Raw genomic sequence first — 23,010 nt, forward strand, 5'->3', positions numbered from 1 at the left:
AATGTCAAGAACATTTTTTGAAATATCTACACCAATAAAATATACAAAATCATTAATTTTATCCATAACTTTTATTTTTTGGAGTTACGCCTTTAAGCACAATTAATTCCCTGATAATAGGTCTAATACCTTAATTTCTATTTGATGCTTGCTTAAAGAACTAGTAAAGGATAAAATCGGGACATAGGTCTCTTACACCTTTAGCTATCGTTTATTCGCCTTTACTAGTTGTAACTCTAATTATAAACATCAAGATAATATCTATATTATAAGAAACAAACCTAAGGGATAGCTATCGGGACCGCTCAATGATCGGTGACAGAGTCGGTCTTTACGCTCTAATATTTCCCCCACTAGAAGTAGGGAAAAGGATATCCGCTGCAATACCTAACGCGTTAATTCACTAATTATTTGTATCTTAAACCCAAACAAAAAACGTGAAATTATTGATATAAGCCTGTTTAATGTGGGCTTATATTTAGTAGAAGTTAATTCACAAAACGGTAATCAAATGGTTAAAAAACTATTGATCCAATAAATGAATAAATTCGTAATCCTATTATCTATTTTAATAATTTTTTTGATATTAGTGGAATTGGCAGATTTGAAGGATACACAGGAGTAGTTACAAGGGCAGATGAAATATTGGTAATTGGAAGTCCCTTAATCGGCAACACACCATACGTATTTGTGTGTAATGTAGATGGTTACGCATTAGACACTTTAATAATTCCAACTGAGACTCTTGCTGATAATTTTACAACTGGTGAAAATAATTCAGTGTTTATTGATGACAGTTTAAATATAATTTTTTCTGGCCAGATGAAATTTGTTGATGGCACTAGCCCGAATGCAATTATTTTTAAGATTAATAGAAATGGCGACACCTTATGGACAAAAGAGTTTAAAGATTCTATTAATTTTTCTGCATTAGCCAGTTGTAAACTGACAAAAGATAAGAATTATATTTTTTGTGGTTTTAAAGATTTTGACCTAATTAGCCAAGCATGGTTAATTAAAATGGATCCAGACGGCAATATTTTATGGGAAAACACCTATGGAGGTTTTGATGGTGAATTCGCCTATTCAGTAGACACCACTGCCGATGGCGGCTATATTATGGCAGGCTTCACAACCTCTCACCCAGGCAGAGATAGAGATATATATGTAGTAAAAACAGACAGCGAAGGCAATTTAGAATGGGAAAAAAGCTTTGGGGGAGAAGGGCATGAATTAGGTAGAGTGCTCGCCTTAGAAAATGGGCATGCTTTAGTTTATGGTAATTACAAATTTATTGATCCAGATTGGGATTTGAGCAGGGCCAGTCATGGATATGCGATGGAGATAGATGAAAATGGAAATAAAATTTGGGACAATTATTATACAAATATTGATACAAATTCTACATTATTTTATGTATTAGATGAAGTTTTTAATGATGTTGTATTGGTTGAAGATGGATATGTTTTTTGTGGAGCAAGCACAGATACAGCTGTCGGTGATCCCATCGGCTGGGCAATGAAAACAGATTTTTCAGGCAATGTATTGTGGAACCGCCTATTTAAAATCCGTGAAAACGACCATTATTTATGGGACATGGAAGTATTGCCTGGTGGTGATTTATTATTTGGTGGTTTTGTATTTGGTGACAGTGATACCAATTCGCAAGACGGTTGGGTAATACGCACCAATTGTTTGGGTTTTGAAGGACCTCCTATAAAATCTGTTGCCATCAGCACGGACAGCATTAATAATTCAGTGACATTAACCAATGCCTCTCAGCGTTTTGGTGATGGTGAAATTAATTGGGGCGATGGCTCAAACACTACATTTACCGAACATGACGACACCGTTTTTACGCATACTTATACGAGCAACGGTACAAAAGAAATCACATTCACTATAAATGCTTGTTATCATCATAAAAGTGAAACATTCACCACTCAAATCACCAATATTCCAGCACCGTTGGCTAATTTTAAACTCTACCCAAATCCCAACAATGGTCAAATCCCAATCAGCTATAACCCAGGCGGGGAAACACTTTCGGCCAACATACTTATTCACGACCTCGCAGGACGCCTAATTTTTAACGCTACCATTCCTGAGTATTTTAGAGATGTCACCCTAAATCTTGAAGACCTAAGTACAGGGGTTTATTTACTGCAATTTAAAGCGGATAATGGGTTTGAAGTGGTGGAGAAAATTGTGGTGTTGTAGTTTTTAGTCTTTGAGTCCTGAGTCCTGAGTCGTTAGTCTTGAGTCTATAGTGGTTAGTAAAAAAGGTGTATTGTAGAATGATGGTTCAGAGGCTTGTAAAAGGTATTACTACGCTGTAGTAAGTCGGTGCCACGGTGTGGCGATTTTTTTTTATTGAGGTTTCGCTACGCTGTAGCGAATTTTAGTGTTAGGATTATGAAAAAATTGCGGATGGGATTATATATGCCCCAATATTTTGGCTGCAGTGCGGGACTGAGATCAATTGCAAGTTTAAGTTCTAGTTATTGTTTTTTGCGGATGTTAATTGCGATCTAATTTTTCGCTAAAACTTTAATATTCAGTTAAAAACGTGTAAATTATTTACAGAAATTATTTTTATTTTATGATTTCAAACTCGAAACCAGTGCTAAGCGCTTAAAACCTATACGCCATTGCAGATTTTTATGAATTGGCTTATGATTTACACACACACACACACAAAATGGAGGTTTAGATTCAATTTCGGGTAGTCAAATAACTGAATTAGGTTGACGATAAAACTCCAATTTTTATATAAGGACAATATCTATTCCTTTTTAATAGAAAATTTCAAATTGAAAAAATAAATTTCAATTAATCGAAAAGACTAAAAGAAATAATTCCCTGCTTCTTTAGAATTTAAAACCAATACTGGCACACCAGATTTATTCGTGATTAAGCTTTGTGCAAAAGTGTCGAATTGAGGTAATAGCGCGTCAGAATGGTAGGCAAAAGCAATTAAATTAGCGCCAACTTCAATTGTATAGTTAACGATATCAGTTGAATATCCTTTTTTACGATCCAATACTTTATTCACGTAAACCAAGTTCTTCTCTTTAAACTGTTTTGCAAGTAAACCACTGTGAACAGCTGTTTTTAATTTCAAATTACTGTCTAATTTCTTCTCACTAACAATATGAATCTCTGATTTTAAGATATCCGAAAGTCCAGCTGCTACCTGAGCAATCTGTAAACTCTCTTGTGATTCGTCAATTGGAACAACAATTTTAGAAGTATCGTAACCCGTATAATTGTCTTGTACCACAAGGAATGGTACATGTGTACTTGTAATAACTTTAATGGCAAAACTACCAAATAACTTCTGCATGCCTTTAGCACCATGCGTCCCCATAATAATAACAGTCGACTTTAGATCCGCAGCTGTACTTGCAATTTCCGTGTAAATAGATCCTACAACAGCATGCGTATTAACAATTACACCTGCTGGAATTTCAGTCAATTTTAGCTTAAGCTTTTCAAATTCTTGCTTAGCTTTTGCTTTTTGACTGCTATCTTTAACAATATGTACTAAATCAACATTCGCATGTATCGATGCTGCAAGCTTCAATGCATATTTTACAGCGTTATCCGCTACTGCTGTGAAATCATGCGGTACAAGGATTGATCTTCTTTCCATATTATGAGTTTAGATGTAAATATAATAAAAGATTTATAACAGAAATTTTTATTTTAGTTGAGTTCTAAACATCGTTAAGTCAATAACCGTACCATCATTCTAACCAATTGTTTTTGTCTAAACTTCTGAATTGAATGGCCTCGGCAATATGATGTGCCGCAATCCCCTGTGAACTATCCATATCTGCTATTGTTCTAGATACTTTTAGTATTCTTGCATACGACCGTGCTGACAGTCCCATTTTGTCCATTGCGTTCTTTAACATCGCCATTCCTATTTCGTCGATTCGACAAAATTTCTCGATTAACTTCGAATGGAGCTGGGCATTGTAATGAATTTTAGGAATGTTTTTGAAACGCTCTTCTTGAATTTTCCTTGTTTCCATTACCCGTTGTCGAATAGTGAAGCTGGTTTCTCCTTTTGGCCCTTTTGCCAATTCGTCAAAACGCACAGCCGGCACTTCAATATGTAAATCAATTCGATCCATCAACGGACCTGATATTTTATTCATATAGCGTTTAACAATATACTCAGGATCAGAATTCGGATCGTTTGGATCGTAAAAATTTCCAGATGGTGAGGGATTCATCGAAGCCACTAACATAAACCCTGCAGGATATTCAACTGACATTTTAGCTCTAGATATAGATACAACTCTGTCCTCTAAAGGTTGACGCATCACTTCTAAAACCTGCCGTTTGTATTCTGGGAGTTCATCCAAAAATAAGATCCCATTATGAGCCAAAGATATTTCACCCGGTTTTGGATTCGAACCTCCTCCAACTAAGGCGACATCACTCACTGTATGATGCGGGCTGCGAAATGGACGCGTCGTCAATAAACCTCTATTTTCGCCCACCAAACCAGCTACGGAATGAATTTTAGTCGTCTCCAAAGCCTCTTCGAGTGTTAATTGGGGGAGGATAGAAGGCAGTCTCTTCGCCAACATTGTTTTACCTGATCCTGGTGGACCGACTAGGAGAATATTGTGCCCTCCAGCCGCCGCTATCTCCAATGCGCGTTTCACATTTTCTTGTCCTTTTACATCTTCAAAATCAATGGCGAATTCACTACAATCGTAAGCATCATCATCAGCCACGTATTGAAAAGGATCGAGATCTATCGTTTTATTGAAAAAACCGACAACCTCTGTTATCGATTCGATGCCATATATATTCAATCCTTCAACAATAGAAACTTCTCTGGCGTTTTGTTTGGGAAGAATAAAACCTTTAAATCCTTGCTCTTTGGCTTTTATAGCCATGGATAATGCACCACGAATTGGTCTTAGTCCACCATCTAAAGACAGCTCGCCCATGATTAGGTAATCCGCAATTTCTTCCTCTAAAATTTGCTCACTCGCAGCTAATACACCAACAGCTATGGTTAAGTCGTAAGCCGAACCTTCTTTGCGGATGTCGGCGGGTGCCATATTAATCGTGATTTCTTTGCGGGGGAATTTCAATTCGGTATTGGTGAAAGCAGCTTTTATTCGCTGATGACTTTCTTTGACAGCACTGTCAGGCAAACCAACCATAAAAAAGTTAATCCCCTTACCAATATTCGTTTCTACAGTTATTGGTAATGCTTCAATTCCGTATACGGCATACCCATATGTTTTTACCAACATATTAAAAGTTTAGTAATAAATAGTACGGGGGAATTACAAATATAATTATTTTGTTTAGATATTAATCAATTTTAGATTAAAATTTAATCGTTTTATTTTTATTTATTTTAAAACGGTTCCAAAATTTTCCCTAACTTAAATCTCTGAAAGAAAAAATAGAGTAATAATGAGTGAGTCAACAGAAAACAAAGAGCAAGTCATAAAAGAAGTTCAACCGGAGGTGGTTAAAGTACCTTTTTTGCAGAAAGTAAGATTGGTTATGATGACCTTGCTAAGTATAGTGTTGATTACTTTTATCGTTCAAAACTCGAACAAAGTAGAATTGGAATTCTTCAATATGACCTTTAGGGTTCGAATAATTTTCATCATTCTATTCTCGGCAATAATAGGAGGCTTAATCAATTTTTTATTGATGAAACATCGCGCTGCTAAAAAAAGAAAAAAATAGATTAGATATTCGATTCGATATAATGGATCAATGAATGGATAATCTTGATATGAATTTCTTGCACACGATCTGCCCATTCACTTTGAGGAGCGCGCAATTCAATGTCTACCATATCAGCCATCTTACCGCCATCTTTACCAGTTAATGCAACGACAAAGATGCCTTTAGCCTTCGCAGCTTTTATTGCTTCAATTACATTTTTGGAGTTTCCACTTGTAGAAATAGCCAATAAAACATCACCTTTTTGACCCAGACTCTCAACGAATCGTGAAAAAACGAAATCATAACCGTAATCATTCGAAATACAAGATAAATGAGAAGGATCTGAAATTGCGATGGCAGGCAATGCTTTTCTATTTTCTCTAAAACGACCTGTCATTTCTTCTGCAAAATGCATGGCATCACTCATTGATCCTCCATTTCCGCAAGAAATAATTTTTTGACCATTATTGATAGCACTGACCATTGCATCACCAATTGTTTTTATTTTTTCTATATTTGATTCATTATCAATGAATTCAGCAAGAACTTTTTGCGCTTCTAAAAAATGGTTCGAAATTTGTTTTAATGACATCGACAAGAGTTTTATCAAATGTAAGAAAAATGTATCGACCAATTTCGGTAGTTTTGTTAAAGTTGTCTTATATTTGAAAATTCATTGATCTTAAGAATAAAATTCAATTTATGAAAAAGACATTATTACTTTTATGCCTCTCATTTTTTTTAACGAATATGTACGCCCAAACAGGCTGCCTGCAAGAATGGCGAAGTGCATTTGAAAAAAGGGGCGCATATTCAGTTTCTGATGATATGCATCGAAAAGTATATATCAGTTTTGTTGAGGACGGAGAATCAACTTGCTTTTTAGGAAAAGTAAGGATTGAAAATAGTAAGATAGTTTCTATCTTCTTACAATTCGAAGACGGTACTTACGAATTGATGGATATGAAATTTGGAAATAAAGATAATAGACCTCCTGGTGTTATTAACGGTATTTCTGAAGAGATTATCAATGAAGAAAATGCACATTTTTATGTAATCTTTGTTGAGAAATTAAAACCAAAACAAAAAGAATACAAAACTGTAGGTGGACCTGGAGATATCTAGGATACCCTTAAAAATATTTGAAACGTCACTTTATCGAGTGACGTTTTTTTTGTTTAATATTTTAAGAAAAGATCTAAGTAAATAGGCAAATGATCAGAATATCCGCCATTGTATTTATACCCAATATATGTTCGATTTGGAATGTTATCCATTCCATTTTTATCTGGCGAGAGTAAAAAATCAGGTTTAAAAATATGCATCGCACTTTCTGAAGTAAAGAGATTTGAGCTAGAATCTAAAAACTGTTTATTCACAATAAACTGATCAAGAATAGACCATTTACCTTGATATTGATGCGTACCTTCTTTATGTTCGTATTGCCAAGTAAGATTTAGTAAATCATCCTTCTTTAAGTTGTTTTTGTCTTTCTGCGCATATAGAATAGAAGACATGCTTTCGTCTGTAGGGTGGTCGTTAAAATCCCCCATAGCAACAATTCGTGCCGTCGAATCTATACGTTGAATAGAGTCGATTGAGGACTTTAGAACTTTAGCAGCAAAATTTCTTTTTGGTCTGGATACTAATTCTCCCCCATATCGCGATGGCCAATGATTGACAAATACATGTATCGTATCATTTCCAACGAGCCCTTTAACATAAAGTATGTCCCTTGTAGGTCTTGCATTCTCTTCAGGGAAATTAATAATTAAAGCATTTTGCGTTATGACTGTAAATAGGTCCGGCCGATAAATCATTGCGACGTCAATACCTCTTCTATCACCGGATTCAATTAATATGCCCTGATAGCCATACCGCGTTAATGGACTTGCATAGATGAGATCGTTAACACATTGAATATTCTCAACTTCACAGAGTCCAACAATGGCAGGAGCATTCCATTCGCCAACTGCAATAATTGTTTTGGCAATTTTATTCAATTTAGTCTGGTACCGATAATAACTCCAATATTTCACACCATCTGGAGTGAATTCATTATCGTTTTTTAAGCTATCATCTTCCGGAAAAAATAGATTCTCGACATTGTAAAACATAATCCGAACTTGCGAATGATCTGTTTTAATTTGACTGAAAGTAAAATGTGAAAATAGGAAAAGGCATTTAAATAAAATGAAGCTCAATAATTGAGATTTAAGGAGGGACGCTATTCTATTTATTCCGATAAAAATAATGTTTTGGGTTTTGTTATTGATTAAATATAAGGTTTTTAAACGAAATATTAGAACAAAAAAATGGCGAATATCACAATGATATCCGCCACAATTATTTTGAAGTTTTTAATTTATTCTGCAGATTGCTCTTGAGAAGCTTCATCCATTTTTTTACCAATAATGGTTCCGTTTACAATTTGTTGTTGGAAATCCTGCATTGCACTTGGCGAATGAGGAATTAAAATAGAAGTATTCTTTCCATTTTGTCCGATATTGTTTAATGTATCAAAATACTGTGTTAACAATACAAACTGCATCACCTCTTCGTGCGTAATATTCTTTAGTGATTTTTGGAAATCTTCAACAGACTCTTTAAAACCTCTTACAATTTCAAGACGTTGTTGAGCAATACCTTCACCAGATAAACGTTTAGATTCAGCATCCGCTTCAGCGGCCTTTACAACAGTGATTTTGTTGGCTTCAGCGTTCTCCATTGTAGCTTCTTTATCACGTTTAGCAGCATTAATTCTATTCATTGATTCCTTCACGTTTTTGTCAGGATCAATATCTGTAATCAATGCTTTAACGATAGAGTAACCGTAATCATCCATCGAATCAGCTAAGTTTTGTCGAACAGCTTTGGCAATATCTTCTTTTTTAGCGAACACATCATCCAATTCCATTTTAGGTACTTCAGCTCTTACATCATCAAAAATATAAGATGCAATTTGGTGTCTGTGATTATCCAAAGCATAATGCGCTTCAAATATTTTATCACTCATAACTTGAAATTGTACCGATACTCGTAAATGAACAAATACATCATCTCTTGTTTTAGTCTCAACATCAACATCTAATTGTTGCACTCGCATATTAATAACACCAACTTTATTGTCAATGAAAGGAATTATAAAACCAAGACCTGGCATAGCCATTTTTTGAAATTTACCTAGTCGTTGAATTACGAATATTTTTTTCTCAGGTACGATTATAATTGATTTCACAAGCAGGAACAATATTATCGCTCCGGTAATTGCATATGTTATCATTTGTGATTCTTGCATATCTCCCATATCAGATTTTTTAATTGTTTGATACTACTTTGATTAGTAGTAATTTTTAGGTTTATTTATAACTTTTTAAAGATACGAAAATTTAAGCTGTCTTTGAGAAATAATTAAATTTCATCAACTATTTTTCTTGCTAGGAAAGTCAATCAATTATATTTGTTCTGAAACATTTAAAATTGAAATATGAAAGCATACGTTTTTCCTGGACAAGGAGCTCAATTTATAGGGATGGGGAAAGACCTTTTTGAATCATCAGCAAGAGCAAAGGAACTTTTTAATCGTGCCAACGAAATCTTAGGATTTGATATCACTGAAATAATGTTTAATGGAACAGATGAACAATTAAAAGAAACGAAGGTTACACAGCCTGCTATCTTTTTACATTCTGTCATTCTAGCCGATTTATTAGGAGAAGAATTTAAACCAACGATGGTAGCAGGTCATTCTCTTGGAGAGATCTCAGCTTTGGTTGCAAGTAAAAGTATGAATTTTGAAGATGGGTTAAAACTTGTTTCGAAAAGAGCCTTAGCCATGCAAAAAGCATGTGAAGCGCAACCATCAACAATGGCAGCGATAATAGGTTTAGAAGATAAACAAATAGAAGATGTTTGCGCATCGATTGATGGAGTAGTGGTGGCAGCAAATTATAATTGCCCTGGTCAATTGGTGATTTCAGGAAGTATTGCTGCAATTGATGAAGCTTGTGAAAAACTGACTGAAATAGGCGCACGACGTGCATTAAAATTACCGGTAGGAGGAGCATTCCATTCTCCATTAATGGAGCCAGCTCGTGCAGAATTAGCTGAAGCTATTGCTTCTACAGAATTTAAGACACCAATTTGTCCAATTTATCAAAATGTGACAGCGAATGGTGTAACAGATCCTGAGGCAATTAAAGAGAATTTAATAGCACAATTAACTGCGCCAGTTAAATGGACACAAACGATGCAACAAATGATCGCAGACGGTTGTGATTCAGTTGTAGAAGTTGGTCCAGGTAAAGTTTTACAAGGATTATTTAAAAAAATTGATCGTACTTTCGCTACAGAAAGCGCAGTATATTCGGTGTAAATCGAACTAAAAATACTTGAAACCCCGTTAGGTGAAAACTTAATGGGGTTTTATTTTTTAGGAGGAATGGTTACTTTTTAAGGCTTTCTACATTCAATAAAGAAACAACAATCTTATTGATATGAAAAAAGTAACGAACACAATTATCTTATTTGCCTTTTTATTTTCGGGTATAGTATATGCTCAAGAACAAGCCGAGGCCAAAGTATTTGTATGTGATTTAAACGATCAGCCAATTGCTGGGGCGCAGATTCTATTTTTTGACACCGAAGAAAAAATAGTAGCCGATGGCGTTTCTGATGCCGAAGGGAATTTAGAAGTGAAATTATCGGCAGGTCTGTATAATATTCGATTAAAGAGCGTTTCAAACACCCGCGATTATGCTGCGATACAAATTCCTGTACTCAAGGAAAGAGAGGTCTATAATGACGTGCAAATCGTCGTGAAATACGAGGAGGAAACGACTTTCGTATTAAGTGACCTTCATTTTGAGACAGCTAAATCAATTATTAAAGAAGATTCATATGGTTTACTTGACGAATTAGTAAGTTTTCTAAAAGTGAAAAGTTCTATTCATATTGAAATAGCAGGTCATACAGATTCGGATGGGGCGAGTAATTCAAATTTAACCTTATCTCAAGCAAGAGCAACTGCTGTTAAAGACTATTTGGTATCGAAGGGAATCTCGGGGACTAGATTGACAGCGAAAGGCTATGGAGAAACCAAACCAATCGAGTCGAATGAAACCGAAGCAGGGAAGGCAATGAATAGAAGAACAGAAATTTATATTCAATAAAACAAAAAAGCCATCAGTCAATTGACTGATGGCTTTTTAAATAAATATTTGGAAGTATTAAACAATCATTTTAACAGGATTCTCTAATAAGTTCTTTAAATCTTTTAAGAATGCAGATCCAACAGCACCGTCAACGGCTCTATGGTCACATGCTAAAGTTAATTTCATAATATTACCTGGCACAATTTCACCATCTTTTACAATCGGCATTGCTTTAATTTCACCAACAGATAAGATACATGAATTTGGAGGGTTGATGATTGAAGTAAAATCTTCAATTCCATAATTACCAAGGTTAGAGATCGCAAAAGTTCCACCTTGCATTTCGTCTGGTTGAATTTTTTTAGTTCTAGCTTTCTCAGCCAATACTTTAACTTCACTTCCAATTTGAGCAAAACCTTTTGTATCAGCAAATCGAATAACTGGTACCAATAAACCTTCGTCTACAGCAACGGCAACACCAATATGAATGTGGTCATTATAACGAATAGCATCTCCAGTCCAATCTGAATTCACTTTAGGATTTTTTCTTAAAGCACTTGCTGTAGCTTTAATAATCATATCATTAAAAGAGATTCTTACATCATCATCAGCATTGATTACTTTTCTCGAAGCAATCATATTGTCCATATTGACCGAAACTTTTAAATAAAAGTGTGGTGCAGAGAACTTAGATGCAGATAATGTTTTAGCAATTGCTTTTCTCATTTGAGAAAGCGGCATATCAGTATAAGATTCAACGCCAGTATTAACTGATTGAGACATTGCCGAACCACCAGCGTTAGCCGGATTAAAGTTTTCGATATCCTTTTTAGTAATTCTATTGTTTTCACCAGTACCATTGACCATTGACAAGTTGATACCTTTGTCTTCAGCCATTTTGCGAGCTAAAGGCGATGCAAAAACTCTACCACCATCATTCGATTCAGACGTTTTTGTCAGAGTAGGTTGAGAAGCTTCAACTGCCTTCTCAGGTTTAGTTACTTCTTGAGGAGCTTTCTCTTCTTTCGGTTCTTCTTTCGGTGCTGCTTCCTCCTCTTTTCCTTCTGCATCTTTTAATAATGCTGAAATATCTTCGCCTTTCTCGCCAATAATGGCAAGAATATCATTTACCGGTGCAGCTCCACCTTTTTCAATACCAATATGCAATAGAATTCCGTCATAAAATGATTCGAATTCCATTGTGGCTTTATCAGTTTCAATATCTGCTAATAAGTCGCCTTCAGCAACTGTGTCACCGACTTTTTTATACCATTCAGCAACTACGCCTTCAGTCATTGTATCAGATAATTTCGGCATTCTAACAATTTCAGCCATCTTTTCTATCTATTTTAGGTTTAAATCAATTGGTAAAAACTGATTAATGATTATTATTTAAGCTAAGTATTCTTTAACGTAAGGATAGTCTCCTTGATCGTAAACATCTTTATACAATTCGTCTGGAGTTGGGAATGCTGACTCTTCGGCAAATTTAATTGATTCAACAACTTCATTTTTTACCCAGTCATCAATTTTTTTGATTCCAGCTGCAGTCAAATATTTATTCTTTTTAATCACTTCTAATACATGATCGATAGGATCTTTAGCTTGCCATTCAGCAACCTCGTCTTTCGTTCTGTATTTTTGAGGATCAGACATTGAATGTCCTTTATATCTATATGTTCTAATATCTAATAAAGTTGGACCGTCACCACGTCTCGCTCTCGCAGCTGCTTCAGCAATTGCTTCGTGAACAGACTCTGGTTTCATTCCGTCTACTGAAAAAGAAGGCATCTCGTAAGACAAGCCCATTTTTGACATGTCTGTTACGTTAGTAGTACGCTCAACTGAAGTTCCCATTGCGTAATTATTATTCTCAATAATAAAAATCACAGGTAATTTCCAAGTCATGGACATATTAAAGGTTTCATGAAGTGCGCCTTGTCTAGCAGCACCATCACCAAACGAACAAATAGCTATATTATCTGTTCCTTTATATTGTTCAGCAAAACCTAAACCAGCACCCATTGGTATTTGAGCACCTACAATGCCATGTCCACCATAGAATCCTTTTTCAACGTCAAAAAAGTGCATTGATCCACCTTTTCCTTTCGAACAACCCGTGATTTTGCCATAAAGTTCGGCCGCTAAAACACGTGGATCTGTTCCTAATGCAATAGGGTGTCCATGATCACGATAAGCAGTGATATGTTTATCTCCTTTTTTAGTTGCGGAAACAGTTCCTACTGCTATAGCTTCTTGTCCGATATATACGTGCAAAAAACCACCAAATTTTTGTTGGATATATAATTGAGAAATTTTTTCTTCAAATTTCCTAATCAATAACATATCTGTATACCACTTAATATACGTTTCCTTCGAAAATTTTGTAGCTTCCGATTTTCTTGTCGTCTTAGTTGGTGTTTTACTTGCTGCACGTTTTGTAGCCATAGTTTCAATTTTATTGAATGAAGAGACAAATATAATTTTTTATTTTCAAAATGTAGAATACATTTGGTTCAAATAAACACCTAATTGATCCTTGAATTTGAGAGATCCAAAATTCCGATTCAAATTAAAAGTGTAACTTATTTCAATTTTTGGTTATTAATAATGTATAATATTCAAACCCATTGATGAAGTTAAGTTTATTTTTCTTGGCATTAACTTTTAATTTTATAGCTTTTAACCAAAAGGTTGCAAGTGTTGATTTTGATGACGTTAAGCAGCGAATTTATGACAGTACTAGCGCCTATTTTTATGCGCATTTATATGATCGAATTGTCTCAGGTGACACATCTATCAACGATAAAGACTATTGGTATTTATATTATGGTAATGTATTCCAAGAGAATTATCACCCTTATGGGATTTCAACAAAAAAAAAAGAATTCAATAATTTTTATACAAAGATTGATCAAGATTCGTCAAAAGTTGCTGAAACTATACTTTTAGGGGAACAAGTTTTGATAGAAAATGCAGTTGATATTGAAGTCTACCTTAAAATGTTCTTGTTGTTAGTTTCTCAGAATGAAATTGAGCAGGCAAAAATTTATGCTAAACATTATTATGGATTTCTAAATGTTATTTTATCAAGTGGTGATGGAAAAGCAGCATCTTCTGCATTTGTTGTCATTTCTGTAGATGACGAATATAGAGTTGTTGGAAATTTAGGATTAAAAGTGGTTGAACAATCATTAATAAATGATTGTGATCTGTTAACTTTTTCAAAAAAGAATCAGTCGCGTAAAAGCCGTATAAAACAACTCTATTTTAATGTGCGTATGCCATTACTGCATTACTCAAGTTCATATAAAAATGCTGATCTGCCGGAAAAGGAATAGCCAGATTTTATCAAAACACCATTATTTCTTTAAGGATTGTTAAATTTTTAGCTTTAATTTTTTTCTAAATCTATAAATAGCTTACATTTGGCGCCTATGTCTAAGATTTCTTCAAGTTTTTCTGAAGTTTTAAGTGAGTTGGAAAGTATCAACCTTACAGAAATGGATGCTGTTCGTTTAATGAACAGGACGGACACTAAATTTGTTTTTTCTCAAAATAAGTTGGGTGGTCTTTTAAAAGAATTGTCTAAAGATTATAAAGTATTGGAAATTAATGGGAATAAAGTATCGAATTATAAAACCCTCTATTTTGACACGAAAAATTTTGATTTTTTTTTAGAACACCATAATGGTAAAGCGAATCGATATAAAATCCGTATTCGACAATATATAGAGTCGAATCTTTTTTTCTTAGAGATTAAGCATAAATTTAAAGGACGTACAGATAAGGTTAGAATTCCTATTAATGATTTTGAAGAGGATTTAAGTACAAAATCGAAAGCGTTTATTTTTGGTGTATTAGAAAAAGAAGTGTCATTAGAGCCTAAATTATGGAACAGTTTTAGCCGAATTACATTAGTAAATAAGCATGAAAAAGAACGATTAACATTCGATTTGGGGGTGCAATATAGTATAGGAGAAAAAAAAGTGGCATATGATCATCTGGTTATAGCAGAATTAAAGCAAGAAAAATTAAATCGTTTGAGTACTTTTTATAAGCTGATGAAAGAAAAGATGATAAGACCTTATAGTATTAGTAAATATTGTGTTGGTTCAATTGGACTATATCCTGAATTGAAATATAACAATTTTAAAAGTAAATTAATATTCATAGATAAAATAGATTAAATAAAAAAATGGGAGCAGATTCAACCTTTCTAGGACTAAAAATAATGGATGATGATTTGTGGAAGTTAATACTTCGTTTTGCAATCAACTTTATTTTTCTAACGGCGATCGTACGTTATATTTATTACAAAAATACACCTCGTAAAAATTACCTTTTTACGTTTTACATGATTTCGATTATCTCATTCTTTATTTGCTTTGCTTTGAAGAAATTTGAGATGGAAGTGGGTATGGGACTAGGGCTTTTTGCCATCTTTGGTATAATTAGGTATCGTACTAATGCAATGCGTATTAGAGAAATGACTTATTTATTCTTGGTTATTGGACTGTCCGTAATAAATGCCTTAGCGGGAAAATTGAGTTACGCCGAGATTTTATTCATTAATGGTGTTGTTTGGTTTATGGTTTTTGTAATGGAGAATTGGTGGTTACAAAATCATGAATCTGATAAAATGATAACGTATGAAAAAATCGAAAATATTAAGCCTGAAAATATTGAATTGTTGCTAGCAGATTTAGAAGAGCGTACAGGGCTAAAAATAAACAGACTGCAGGTAGGTAAAATTGATTTTTTACGTGATACTGCTGAAATAAAAATTTACTATTATCAAGAGGCTTTTGATGAGTTTGATAGTTAATTTTCAGTTTCCTTAATTAAAATATTGAAGTTTAAAGTCACCCTACCTTGATGGAATTCTGGAGCCGAATTGCTTGGAGCAAAGGTTAATTCAGTCAAAATTTTATTTTTATTGTCAATCATCATAGGTGTGTTTCTTATAGTTGAAAGACTTTTATTTAGTGTACACCCTGTTACTTTCCCTTTTCTATTTACGGCAATATCAAATACTAAAATACCAGGGTGTTTTCCGACAGAGTGATAGATAATATCACTTATAACTTCTCTTTTGTCAACAGAAATATCACCAGATAATTGACTGTATAGGGAACTTGAAAATATAAGGCAAAAGAATAATAGAAATTTCATAAATATTGGTTTGGTTTAAATTTAGTGAATATTATAATAATTTAACTGATTCTACTCCAATTTGGTTTAGCCTTTAGAATCTCTCTCAGTCGCTGTGCTAATTTTTGATGCTCTGGCAAACGGAAGTTGGGATCTTTTTCTAATAATTCAATCGCTTTATCCCTTGATAATTGTACCAGTTGAGCATCTTTGGCAAGGTCTGCTAATTTTAAATCTAGAATACCACTTTGCTGTGTTCCCATAATGTCCCCGGGGCCTCTTAATTTCAAATCAACTTCTGAGATTTTGAAACCATCATTTGTTTCGCACATTGTTTCAATCCTACGTTTTGCATTCTCACCTAATTTATACCCTGTCATTAATAAACAATATGATTGGTCAGATCCTCTTCCTACTCGACCACGTAATTGATGTAATTGAGATAAGCCAAATTTTTCAGAACTTTCAATTATCATCACGCTCGCATTTGGCACGTTAACACCGACCTCAATAACTGTAGTAGCAACCATTATTTGCGTGTTTCCTTTTACAAATTGCTCCATCTCGAAGTCTTTGTCTTCCGGTTTCATTTTACCATGAACAATACTAACTCTGAAATCTGGTAAAGGAAACCTCCTTGAAATAGATTCATAGCCAGACATTAAATTCTGATAATCCAATTTTTCTGACTCTTCAATTAATGGATATACAATGTAAATTTGCCTACCTTTTTTTATTTCATCTTCTATAAATTTAAATACTTTTAGACGCGAAGATTCGAAGCGATGCATTGTTTGGATTTCTTTTCTTCCAGGCGGTAATTCGTCGATAACTGAAATGTCCAAATCTCCATAAAAAGTTAAAGCCAAAGTTCTTGGAATGGGTGTTGCAGTCATCACCAATTGATGAGGTGGTAAATCGTTTTTAGCCCATAGTTTCGAACGTTGTGCTACACCAAATCTATGTTGTTCATCAATAATGGCGATACCTAAATTTTTATACTTTACGACTTTCTCTAATAAAGCATGGGTGCCAACTAAAATATCAATTTCACCGGCTTGAAGGGCCTTGTGTAGTACTTTTCTTTCTGATTGTTTCGTAGCTCCAACTAAAAGCTCAACCCGGAGATCCATTTTTTCTAACATTTCAGAAATACCTTCGTAATGTTGATTGGCTAAAATTGCTGTTGGTGCCATAATACAGGCTTGGTAACCATTGCCAATGGCTATTAACATTACCATTAACGCGACTAATGTTTTACCACTACCTACGTCTCCTTGTAATAACCTATTCATATGTATGCCAGAACTTAGATCTTTCCTAATCTCTTTAATAACTCTTTTCTGAGCGTTGGTTAATTCGAATGGGATATGATTAGCAAAAAACTCATTAAAAGGGTCACCAACTTGACTGAAAACGTAACCTTTTATTTTCTTCTCTGTGATTTGCTTGCGTAATAAAAGCTCTAATTGCAATAGAAAAAGTTCATCAAACTTTAAGCGCAAAGCAGCCTTTTCACTTTCTTTGATTGTGGCTGGTTGATGAATATTAAAAAATGCAGTTTCTTTAGATACTAATCCTATATCATTTATAATCCACTGAGGAATTTCATCTTCAATTTGATTCTTTAAAGTAGGCAATAATGCTTCGATAGCCTTTTCAAAACCTTTTGTAGTAAAACCTAGCCTTTGTAATTTTTCTGAGCTATGGTAAACTGCTTGCAAACCTTTTTCTACCTCTTTTCGTTCGTTTATAAATTCGAGTTCGGGATGCGTTATGTTAAAATTTGTGCCAAACAATTTTGCCTTCCCCCAAACTAGAATTTTCATTCCTGGTTTTAATTTAGGTTTGATCCAATTAATGCCCTTAAACCAAATTAAATCTAATGTACCAGATGAATCAACGAATTTGGCTTCCAATCGTTTTCCTTTTCCACGACCTACCTCTTTAATACTTCTTATTTCACCCATTAATTGAACAGCCCCTTCAGTGTAAGGTATGTCAGTGATTTTATGGAATTGAGAACGATCTACGTATCTAAAAGGGAAGTAATTAAGTAAATCTTTAAACTTGTATATATGGGCCTCTTTTCTGAGAATTTCACCACGCTGTGGACCGATGCCTTTAAGGTATTCGATAGGTGTGGATAAAATATCATTCATTGTCAGAGTTTGAACAAAAGTAAATGAATGTTTTTTAAAATGGAAATAATTATTTGCTCATGCTTAAATTCATAAATAGGAAACAAATAATAAGTCATTTTTTCTTGAATTATTTTTGGTAACTTATAAACCGTTTGCTTAGTTTAACCGTTTGTAAGTTGAAACATCTATTTTTTTGAAAATTAAATTATGAAATTATTATTACTTGCCTCTGTTGCGCTATTATCTTTTGCCTTTATCTTTACACCAAATCGTATTTCAACCTATCATGTAGATGATATTACAGCTGTTAATTGGGGTAGTAACCCACCTGCGGCTAGAACGGGTGCTCCCGGAGAGTCTACTTGCACGGTTTGTCATGCTGCAGAAGTTATGTCTTCGGATGGTGTTGTTTCATTTTCTATGGCAGGTGGACCAGAATATGTTCCTGGTGAAATCTATCCAATTACGATCTCAACAGTTGGAGGTCCAAGAAATGGTTTTGAAATGACAATTTTAGACGAGGATAACAATAGAGCAGGAACTTTTTCCGCAGGTGATAATTCGAGTGTTGCGTCAAGCGATGGTCGAGAATATATTCGACATGAAAACTCAACAGGTATTACCTCATGGACTTTTGATTGGGAAGCACCAGCAGTAGCTTCTGGCCCATTAACTGCGTATTATATAATGAATAAATCGAATAATAACGGGAATTCAAGGGGGGATGAAATATTTATAGGGAACGAACTAATTCCTTTGACTGGTACGAGTTCTATTTCAGCTATAGAGATACTAGATCAATCATTTGATGTTCATTATGTTTCAAAATTGAATAAACTTCAAGTAAAGTATAAGATTAATGAACCTGCCCACATTACAATTAATGTTCAAGATTTATCGGGAAAAATCATTTCTAGTACGAATTACGGTGTGATGAGTGCTGGCGAAGATCAAAAGCAAATTGCAATTGACGACAATATTGACACAGGGATATATGTTGTTTCAATTTTTATTGACAATAAGGTTCTTAATCGAAAAGTATTCATTTAAAAATTATAGATCGGTGCCTAGAAATATTTTCAAAGAAATAATCTGAATTCTTGGAGATAAAATTATCTTTGCTTGAACAAAGACTAGGACAGAATGAACAATATTTCAACATTTGATTTTACAGGTAAAAGAGCATTAATCAGAGTAGATTTTAATGTGCCATTAGATAAAGAGACTTTAGCGGTTACAGATTCAACTAGAATTGAATCGTCTATTAAGACAATCAAAAAGGTACTTGACGGAGGTGGATCAGTGGTTTTAATGTCTCATTTAGGTCGCCCTAAGAATGTGCCAGAGAAAAAATACTCTTTACAAAATATTGTAAGTGAAGTTGAAAAATGTTTAGGTCAAGAAGTTTTGTTTGCAACAGATAGTATTGGTGAAAGAGCTTTTGAGCAATCTGCCAATTTAAAACCTGGACAAGTTTTATTATTAGAAAATTTAAGATTCCATCAACGCGAACAAAAAGGAGGGGTTGATTTTGCAGAATTATTAGCAAAACATGGAGATGTTTACATTAATGATGCTTTTGGCACTGCACATCGTGCGCACGCATCAACAACAGTTATCGCTCAGTTTTTTCCAGAAAATAAAATGTTTGGGTATTTGATTGAACGTGAAATTGAAAGTGTTGATAAGGTATTGAACTCGACTGAAAAACCATTGGTTGCAATAGTTGGTGGAGCTAAAGTGTCTTCTAAAATTACAATAATTACAAAGTTATTAGATAAAGTTGATGCCCTAATTATTGGTGGAGGTATGGCATATACTTTCGCAAAAGCAATGGGAGGTAACGTTGGGAACTCATTAATAGAAGATGATTTTATTGATACAGCTAAATCAATTATATCGACTGCTAAGAGCAGAGGTGTAAAATTATTAATACCTATTGACACGGTTGCAGCAGATGAATTCTCTTCTGCTGCTAATACAATTACTTGCCCAACGAACGCCATTCCAGATGGTTGGATGGGATTAGATATTGCTGACGAATCTATTAAGGAATTTAAGGCTGAAATAGTGAAGGCAAAATTAATTTTATGGAATGGACCGATGGGAGTTTTTGAAATGGAAAAATTCCAGCGTGGTACTAAAGATATAGCTTTGGCTGTTGCTGAAGCAACGGCGAACGGAGCGTTTACTTTAGTCGGTGGTGGCGATAGTGTAGCTGCTGTTAATAAATTCAACCTTGGTGATAAAGTTAGTCATGTGTCAACCGGAGGTGGAGCAATGCTAGAATATCTTGAAGGAATAGAGTTGCCTGGAATAGCAGCGATTAAAAATGCATAAGCATGTCTATTGCAGAAATTCATAAATTATTTTTAGCTTCAGAAGGTTTAACTACTGATACAAGGAATTTGATTCCAAAAGGTATTTTTTTAGCCTTAAAAGGTGCTAACTTTAATGGGAATGAATACGCCCTAAAAGCTATTGAAGAAGGTTGTTTGTTTGCTATTGTAGATGAAGAAAAATATGCCGTTAACGAAAAGCTTATTTTAGTTGATGACTGTTTGAAAACGTTACAAGATCTAGCTAATTTTCACAGAAAACAGTTTGATATTCCTGTCATTGGAATAACAGGTAGTAATGGGAAGACTACAACAAAAGAATTAATCGGAGCAGTTTTGTCTTCAAAATATAATACACTGGTTACTCAAGGAAATCTAAATAATCACCTTGGTGTGCCATTTACGCTGCTTCAACTCAATCAATCGCATGAGATTGCTATTATTGAAATGGGAGCGAATAAACCGTTCGATATTAAAGAACTGGTTGATATTGCAGAACCTACGCATGGTGTCATAACAAATATTGGTGCAGCTCACCTCGAGGGTTTTGGTTCTATTCAAGGAGTTATCAATACAAAAAAAGAGCTTTACGACTATATTGAAAAATCAAAAGGGCATCTTTTTTATAATGCAGCAGACGAAATCTTAAAATCAATTCTTCCAGCAGGACTTACTTATTCTTCCTATAACAATAATGATGCTGAGGTGTCTGGTGTGTTAGTCGCTCAAGATCCTTTTGTGCAATTTAAATGGACTCACAATGCTTATACGTCTGGGGTTTTAAAGACTCAGTTAGTCGGTCAATATAATTTTATCAATTTCTTGTCAGCAATAGCTATTGGTGTTTATTTTAAAGTAACTAATGAAGCGATTAATAAAGCAATTGAGCATTATGAACCGACTAATAACCGTTCGCAAATATTACGAACGGAAAGAAACACCTTGATTGTTGATTGTTATAATGCCAATGTAACAAGTATGCAAGCAGCGTTAGAAAGTTTTATTTTAATGGATGCTCCTCACAAATTGGTTGTATTAGGAGATATGAAAGAGCTTGGTATTACATCTTTAGATGAGCATGAAAAATTAGTACGCTTTGTAAAGAGGAACAAGCTTAATGCTATTCTAATCGGTTCTGAATTTGAAAAAGTTAAAGGAGAATTGAAGCATTTTAATTCCGCACAAGAATTATTGGAGGCTGACTTGGTTGATGATTTAAAAGATACCTTAGTGTTGTTAAAAGGTTCCCGAAGTATTCGGTTAGAATCTCTTATTCCTTCGTTTTAAGACGTAAAAAAACCATTCAATACGAATACTGAATGGTTTCCAATAATTTTATTATTCAAACTAATCTTTAAGAATTCCTCTAGAGATTACAATTTTTTGAATTTCGGAAGTACCTTCATAAATCTGAGTGATTTTAGCATCTCTCATCATTCTTTCAACATGGTATTCTCTTACATAACCGTAACCACCGTGAATCTGTACAGCTTCAGTTGTAACAAATTGAGCGATTTCTGAAGAGTACAATTTAGCCATTGCAGCTTCTTGTGTATAATCTTCTCCTTGATCTTTTAATGAAGCAGCATTCAAACACATTAAACGAGCGGCATGCACTTGCGTTTTCATGTCAGCTAATTTAAAAGCAATTGCTTGGTGTCTGTGAATTTCCTTACCAAAAGTCTTACGCTCTTTAGAGTATGCTAATGCTACATCTAAAGCACCAGAAGCAATTCCCATTGCTTGAGAAGCAATACCAATTCTACCACCACCTAATGTTTGCATGGCAAATTTGAAACCAAATCCATCTTCACCAATTCTATTTTCTTTAGGAACTTTTACATCGTTGAAAATTAAAGTATGTGTATCAGAACCTCTGATTCCCATTTTATCTTCTTTTTCACCAACGATGAAACCTTCCATTCCTCGTTCAATAATTAAAGCATTAATTCCTCTATGACCTTTTTCTCTGTCCGTTTGAGCAATTACGATATAAACTGATGCAGAACTTCCGTTCGTGATCCAGTTTTTTGTACCATTTAATAAATAATGATCTCCTTTATCTTCTGCTGTTGTTTGTTGCGATGTAGCATCAGAACCTGCTTCAGGCTCAGACAAACAAAAAGCGCCTATTTTTTCACCCCTAGCAATTGGTGCTAAGAATTTGTTTTTTTGATCTTCATTACCAAAAGTTTCTAATCCCCAACATACTAATGAATTACAAACAGACATGCAAACAGCTGTTGAAGCATCAATCTTAGAGATCTCTTCCATCGCCAATACATATGAAACCGAATCCATTCCGCCTCCACCATACTTAGGATCTACCATCATGCCTAAAAAACCTAGCTCTCCAAGTTGTTTAACTTCCTCTGCTGGAAATTTAGCATGTATATCTCTATCAATAACTCCTGGCTTAAGCACATTCTGTGCAAAGTCTCTAGCGGCATCTCTAACTGCCAACTGTTCTTCTGTAAATTTAAATTCCATTAACTTTGACTTTGA

At 34.4% G+C, this 23,010-nt stretch carries 21 protein-coding genes; 11 read left to right on the top strand and 10 right to left on the bottom strand.

The annotated features are described in order from the left end of the window. The first annotated feature begins 645 nt into the window (after window positions 1–645). A complete protein-coding gene (locus T367_RS0117380; RefSeq protein ID WP_157454292.1) occupies window positions 646–2,220 on the top strand; it encodes a T9SS type A sorting domain-containing protein in 1,575 nt (524 codons plus the stop codon). 625 nt (window positions 2,221–2,845) lie between these two features. On the opposite strand, the gene T367_RS0117385 is transcribed toward T367_RS0117380, so the two are convergent. Both T367_RS0117385 and T367_RS0117390 read right to left on the bottom strand, forming a co-directional pair. After that, window positions 2,846–3,655, bottom strand: a complete 810-nt coding sequence (locus tag T367_RS0117385) for a universal stress protein (protein ID WP_027420992.1) — start codon at window positions 3,653–3,655, stop codon at window positions 2,846–2,848. Window positions 3,656–3,749: 94 nt separating this feature from the next. After that, the gene (locus T367_RS0117390) at window positions 3,750–5,285 is read right to left on the bottom strand and encodes a YifB family Mg chelatase-like AAA ATPase (RefSeq protein WP_027420993.1); all 1,536 of its coding nucleotides are present in this window, start codon (window positions 5,283–5,285) and stop codon (window positions 3,750–3,752) included. Window positions 5,286–5,451: 166 nt separating this feature from the next. Here T367_RS0117390 and T367_RS0117395 point away from each other — a divergent pair, with 166 nt between their 5' ends. After that, complete coding sequence (locus tag T367_RS0117395) at window positions 5,452–5,733, top strand: LapA family protein (RefSeq protein ID WP_027420994.1); 282 nt, start codon at window positions 5,452–5,454, stop codon at window positions 5,731–5,733. 1 nt (window position 5,734) lies between these two features. On the opposite strand, the gene lpcA is transcribed toward T367_RS0117395, so the two are convergent. Further along, window positions 5,735–6,307 (bottom strand): D-sedoheptulose 7-phosphate isomerase, encoded by a 573-nt coding sequence (lpcA, locus tag T367_RS0117400; protein WP_027420995.1) that lies wholly within the window; start codon window positions 6,305–6,307, stop codon window positions 5,735–5,737. 110 nt (window positions 6,308–6,417) lie between these two features. On the opposite strand from lpcA, the gene T367_RS0117405 reads away from it, so the two are divergent. Further along, the gene (locus T367_RS0117405; protein WP_157454293.1) at window positions 6,418–6,840 is read left to right on the top strand and encodes a hypothetical protein; all 423 of its coding nucleotides are present in this window, start codon (window positions 6,418–6,420) and stop codon (window positions 6,838–6,840) included. Between the two features lie 53 nt (window positions 6,841–6,893). Here the strand turns inward: T367_RS0117405 and T367_RS0117410 are convergent, their stop codons facing one another. Both T367_RS0117410 and T367_RS0117415 read right to left on the bottom strand, forming a co-directional pair. Continuing rightward, window positions 6,894–7,919 carry an endonuclease/exonuclease/phosphatase family protein gene (locus tag T367_RS0117410; protein WP_072032224.1) on the bottom strand — a complete coding sequence of 342 codons (1,026 nt, stop codon included), beginning with the start codon at window positions 7,917–7,919 and terminating at the stop codon, window positions 6,894–6,896. Window positions 7,920–8,080: 161 nt separating this feature from the next. After that, window positions 8,081–9,022: an SPFH domain-containing protein gene (locus T367_RS0117415; RefSeq protein ID WP_211252728.1), complete on the bottom strand. Its 942-nt coding sequence runs from the start codon at window positions 9,020–9,022 to the stop codon at window positions 8,081–8,083. Between the two features lie 180 nt (window positions 9,023–9,202). Here T367_RS0117415 and fabD point away from each other — a divergent pair, with 180 nt between their 5' ends. Together fabD and T367_RS24240 are read left to right on the top strand one after the other, a co-directional pair. Next, window positions 9,203–10,090 carry an ACP S-malonyltransferase gene (gene fabD / locus T367_RS0117420; protein WP_027420999.1) on the top strand — a complete coding sequence of 296 codons (888 nt, stop codon included), beginning with the start codon at window positions 9,203–9,205 and terminating at the stop codon, window positions 10,088–10,090. A 121-nt stretch (window positions 10,091–10,211) separates the two neighbouring features. Continuing rightward, window positions 10,212–10,886 carry an OmpA family protein gene (locus tag T367_RS24240; RefSeq protein ID WP_051568647.1) on the top strand — a complete coding sequence of 225 codons (675 nt, stop codon included), beginning with the start codon at window positions 10,212–10,214 and terminating at the stop codon, window positions 10,884–10,886. Between the two features lie 57 nt (window positions 10,887–10,943). Here T367_RS24240 and T367_RS0117430 read toward each other — a convergent pair whose 3' ends face one another. Then, window positions 10,944–12,203 carry a pyruvate dehydrogenase complex dihydrolipoamide acetyltransferase gene (locus T367_RS0117430; RefSeq protein ID WP_027421000.1) on the bottom strand — a complete coding sequence of 420 codons (1,260 nt, stop codon included), beginning with the start codon at window positions 12,201–12,203 and terminating at the stop codon, window positions 10,944–10,946. Window positions 12,204–12,260: 57 nt separating this feature from the next. Next, the gene (pdhA, locus tag T367_RS0117435; RefSeq protein WP_027421001.1) at window positions 12,261–13,316 is read right to left on the bottom strand and encodes a pyruvate dehydrogenase (acetyl-transferring) E1 component subunit alpha; all 1,056 of its coding nucleotides are present in this window, start codon (window positions 13,314–13,316) and stop codon (window positions 12,261–12,263) included. A 185-nt stretch (window positions 13,317–13,501) separates the two neighbouring features. On the opposite strand from pdhA, the gene T367_RS0117440 reads away from it, so the two are divergent. The 3 genes from T367_RS0117440 to T367_RS22940 all read left to right on the top strand — a co-directional run bounded on the left by T367_RS0117440 (window position 13,502) and on the right by T367_RS22940 (window position 15,696). Next, on the top strand, window positions 13,502–14,209 hold the full coding sequence (locus T367_RS0117440) for a DUF4919 domain-containing protein (protein ID WP_027421002.1): 708 nt from the start codon (window positions 13,502–13,504) through the stop codon (window positions 14,207–14,209). A gap of 96 nt (window positions 14,210–14,305) precedes the next feature. Beyond that, window positions 14,306–15,058: a polyphosphate polymerase domain-containing protein gene (locus T367_RS0117445; protein ID WP_027421003.1), complete on the top strand. Its 753-nt coding sequence runs from the start codon at window positions 14,306–14,308 to the stop codon at window positions 15,056–15,058. Between the two features lie 8 nt (window positions 15,059–15,066). Beyond that, window positions 15,067–15,696 (top strand): DUF4956 domain-containing protein, encoded by a 630-nt coding sequence (locus tag T367_RS22940; protein ID WP_035845558.1) that lies wholly within the window; start codon window positions 15,067–15,069, stop codon window positions 15,694–15,696. Here the strand turns inward: T367_RS22940 and T367_RS0117455 are convergent. After that, window positions 15,693–16,043 carry a hypothetical protein gene (locus tag T367_RS0117455; protein WP_027421004.1) on the bottom strand — a complete coding sequence of 117 codons (351 nt, stop codon included), beginning with the start codon at window positions 16,041–16,043 and terminating at the stop codon, window positions 15,693–15,695. The genes T367_RS22940 and T367_RS0117455 overlap by 4 nt on opposite strands. A 41-nt stretch (window positions 16,044–16,084) precedes the next feature. Further along, entirely contained in the window at window positions 16,085–18,184 is a 2,100-nt protein-coding gene (recG, locus tag T367_RS0117460; protein ID WP_027421005.1) for an ATP-dependent DNA helicase RecG, read from the bottom strand. A gap of 189 nt (window positions 18,185–18,373) precedes the next feature. Here recG and T367_RS0117465 point away from each other — a divergent pair, with 189 nt between their 5' ends. The 3 genes from T367_RS0117465 (at window position 18,374) to T367_RS0117475 (ending at window position 21,792) form a co-directional block, all read left to right on the top strand. After that, complete coding sequence (locus T367_RS0117465) at window positions 18,374–19,216, top strand: choice-of-anchor V domain-containing protein (protein WP_027421006.1); 843 nt, start codon at window positions 18,374–18,376, stop codon at window positions 19,214–19,216. Between the two features lie 93 nt (window positions 19,217–19,309). Further along, window positions 19,310–20,506, top strand: coding sequence for a phosphoglycerate kinase (locus T367_RS0117470; protein WP_027421007.1), 1,197 nt, complete (start codon window positions 19,310–19,312; stop codon window positions 20,504–20,506). A gap of 2 nt (window positions 20,507–20,508) precedes the next feature. After that, the gene (locus T367_RS0117475; protein ID WP_027421008.1) at window positions 20,509–21,792 is read left to right on the top strand and encodes a UDP-N-acetylmuramoyl-tripeptide--D-alanyl-D-alanine ligase; all 1,284 of its coding nucleotides are present in this window, start codon (window positions 20,509–20,511) and stop codon (window positions 21,790–21,792) included. Window positions 21,793–21,852: 60 nt separating this feature from the next. Here T367_RS0117475 and T367_RS0117480 read toward each other — a convergent pair whose 3' ends face one another. Next, window positions 21,853–22,995 carry an acyl-CoA dehydrogenase gene (locus tag T367_RS0117480; protein WP_027421009.1) on the bottom strand — a complete coding sequence of 381 codons (1,143 nt, stop codon included), beginning with the start codon at window positions 22,993–22,995 and terminating at the stop codon, window positions 21,853–21,855. Window positions 22,996–23,010 lie beyond the last annotated feature (15 nt).

Origin of the sequence: Crocinitomix catalasitica ATCC 23190, from assembly GCF_000621625.1 — a bacterium.
In the GTDB taxonomy this organism is placed as follows: domain Bacteria; phylum Bacteroidota; class Bacteroidia; order Flavobacteriales_D; family Crocinitomicaceae; genus Crocinitomix; species Crocinitomix catalasitica.

Excerpts from the sequence above, each read along its gene's own strand:
- T367_RS0117385 (WP_027420992.1), bottom strand. The coding sequence starts at position 3,655 with ATGGAAAGAAGATCAATCCTTGTACCGCATGATTTCACAGCAGTAGCG.
- T367_RS0117405 (WP_157454293.1), top strand. The coding sequence starts at position 6,418 with ATGAAAAAGACATTATTACTTTTATGCCTCTCATTTTTTTTAACGAAT.
- T367_RS0117445 (WP_027421003.1), top strand. The coding sequence starts at position 14,306 with ATGTCTAAGATTTCTTCAAGTTTTTCTGAAGTTTTAAGTGAGTTGGAA.
- T367_RS0117390 (WP_027420993.1), bottom strand. The coding sequence starts at position 5,285 with ATGTTGGTAAAAACATATGGGTATGCCGTATACGGAATTGAAGCATTA.
- T367_RS24240 (WP_051568647.1), top strand. The coding sequence starts at position 10,212 with ATGAAAAAAGTAACGAACACAATTATCTTATTTGCCTTTTTATTTTCG.
- T367_RS0117480 (WP_027421009.1), bottom strand. The coding sequence starts at position 22,995 with ATGGAATTTAAATTTACAGAAGAACAGTTGGCAGTTAGAGATGCCGCT.
- T367_RS0117415 (WP_211252728.1), bottom strand. The coding sequence starts at position 9,022 with ATGGGAGATATGCAAGAATCACAAATGATAACATATGCAATTACCGGA.
- lpcA (WP_027420995.1), bottom strand. The coding sequence starts at position 6,307 with ATGTCATTAAAACAAATTTCGAACCATTTTTTAGAAGCGCAAAAAGTT.
- fabD (WP_027420999.1), top strand. The coding sequence starts at position 9,203 with ATGAAAGCATACGTTTTTCCTGGACAAGGAGCTCAATTTATAGGGATG.
- T367_RS0117430 (WP_027421000.1), bottom strand. The coding sequence starts at position 12,203 with ATGGCTGAAATTGTTAGAATGCCGAAATTATCTGATACAATGACTGAA.
- T367_RS22940 (WP_035845558.1), top strand. The coding sequence starts at position 15,067 with ATGGGAGCAGATTCAACCTTTCTAGGACTAAAAATAATGGATGATGAT.
- recG (WP_027421005.1), bottom strand. The coding sequence starts at position 18,184 with ATGAATGATATTTTATCCACACCTATCGAATACCTTAAAGGCATCGGT.
- T367_RS0117465 (WP_027421006.1), top strand. The coding sequence starts at position 18,374 with ATGAAATTATTATTACTTGCCTCTGTTGCGCTATTATCTTTTGCCTTT.
- pdhA (WP_027421001.1), bottom strand. The coding sequence starts at position 13,316 with ATGGCTACAAAACGTGCAGCAAGTAAAACACCAACTAAGACGACAAGA.
- T367_RS0117475 (WP_027421008.1), top strand. The coding sequence starts at position 20,509 with ATGTCTATTGCAGAAATTCATAAATTATTTTTAGCTTCAGAAGGTTTA.
- T367_RS0117470 (WP_027421007.1), top strand. The coding sequence starts at position 19,310 with ATGAACAATATTTCAACATTTGATTTTACAGGTAAAAGAGCATTAATC.
- T367_RS0117455 (WP_027421004.1), bottom strand. The coding sequence starts at position 16,043 with ATGAAATTTCTATTATTCTTTTGCCTTATATTTTCAAGTTCCCTATAC.
- T367_RS0117440 (WP_027421002.1), top strand. The coding sequence starts at position 13,502 with ATGAAGTTAAGTTTATTTTTCTTGGCATTAACTTTTAATTTTATAGCT.
- T367_RS0117395 (WP_027420994.1), top strand. The coding sequence starts at position 5,452 with ATGAGTGAGTCAACAGAAAACAAAGAGCAAGTCATAAAAGAAGTTCAA.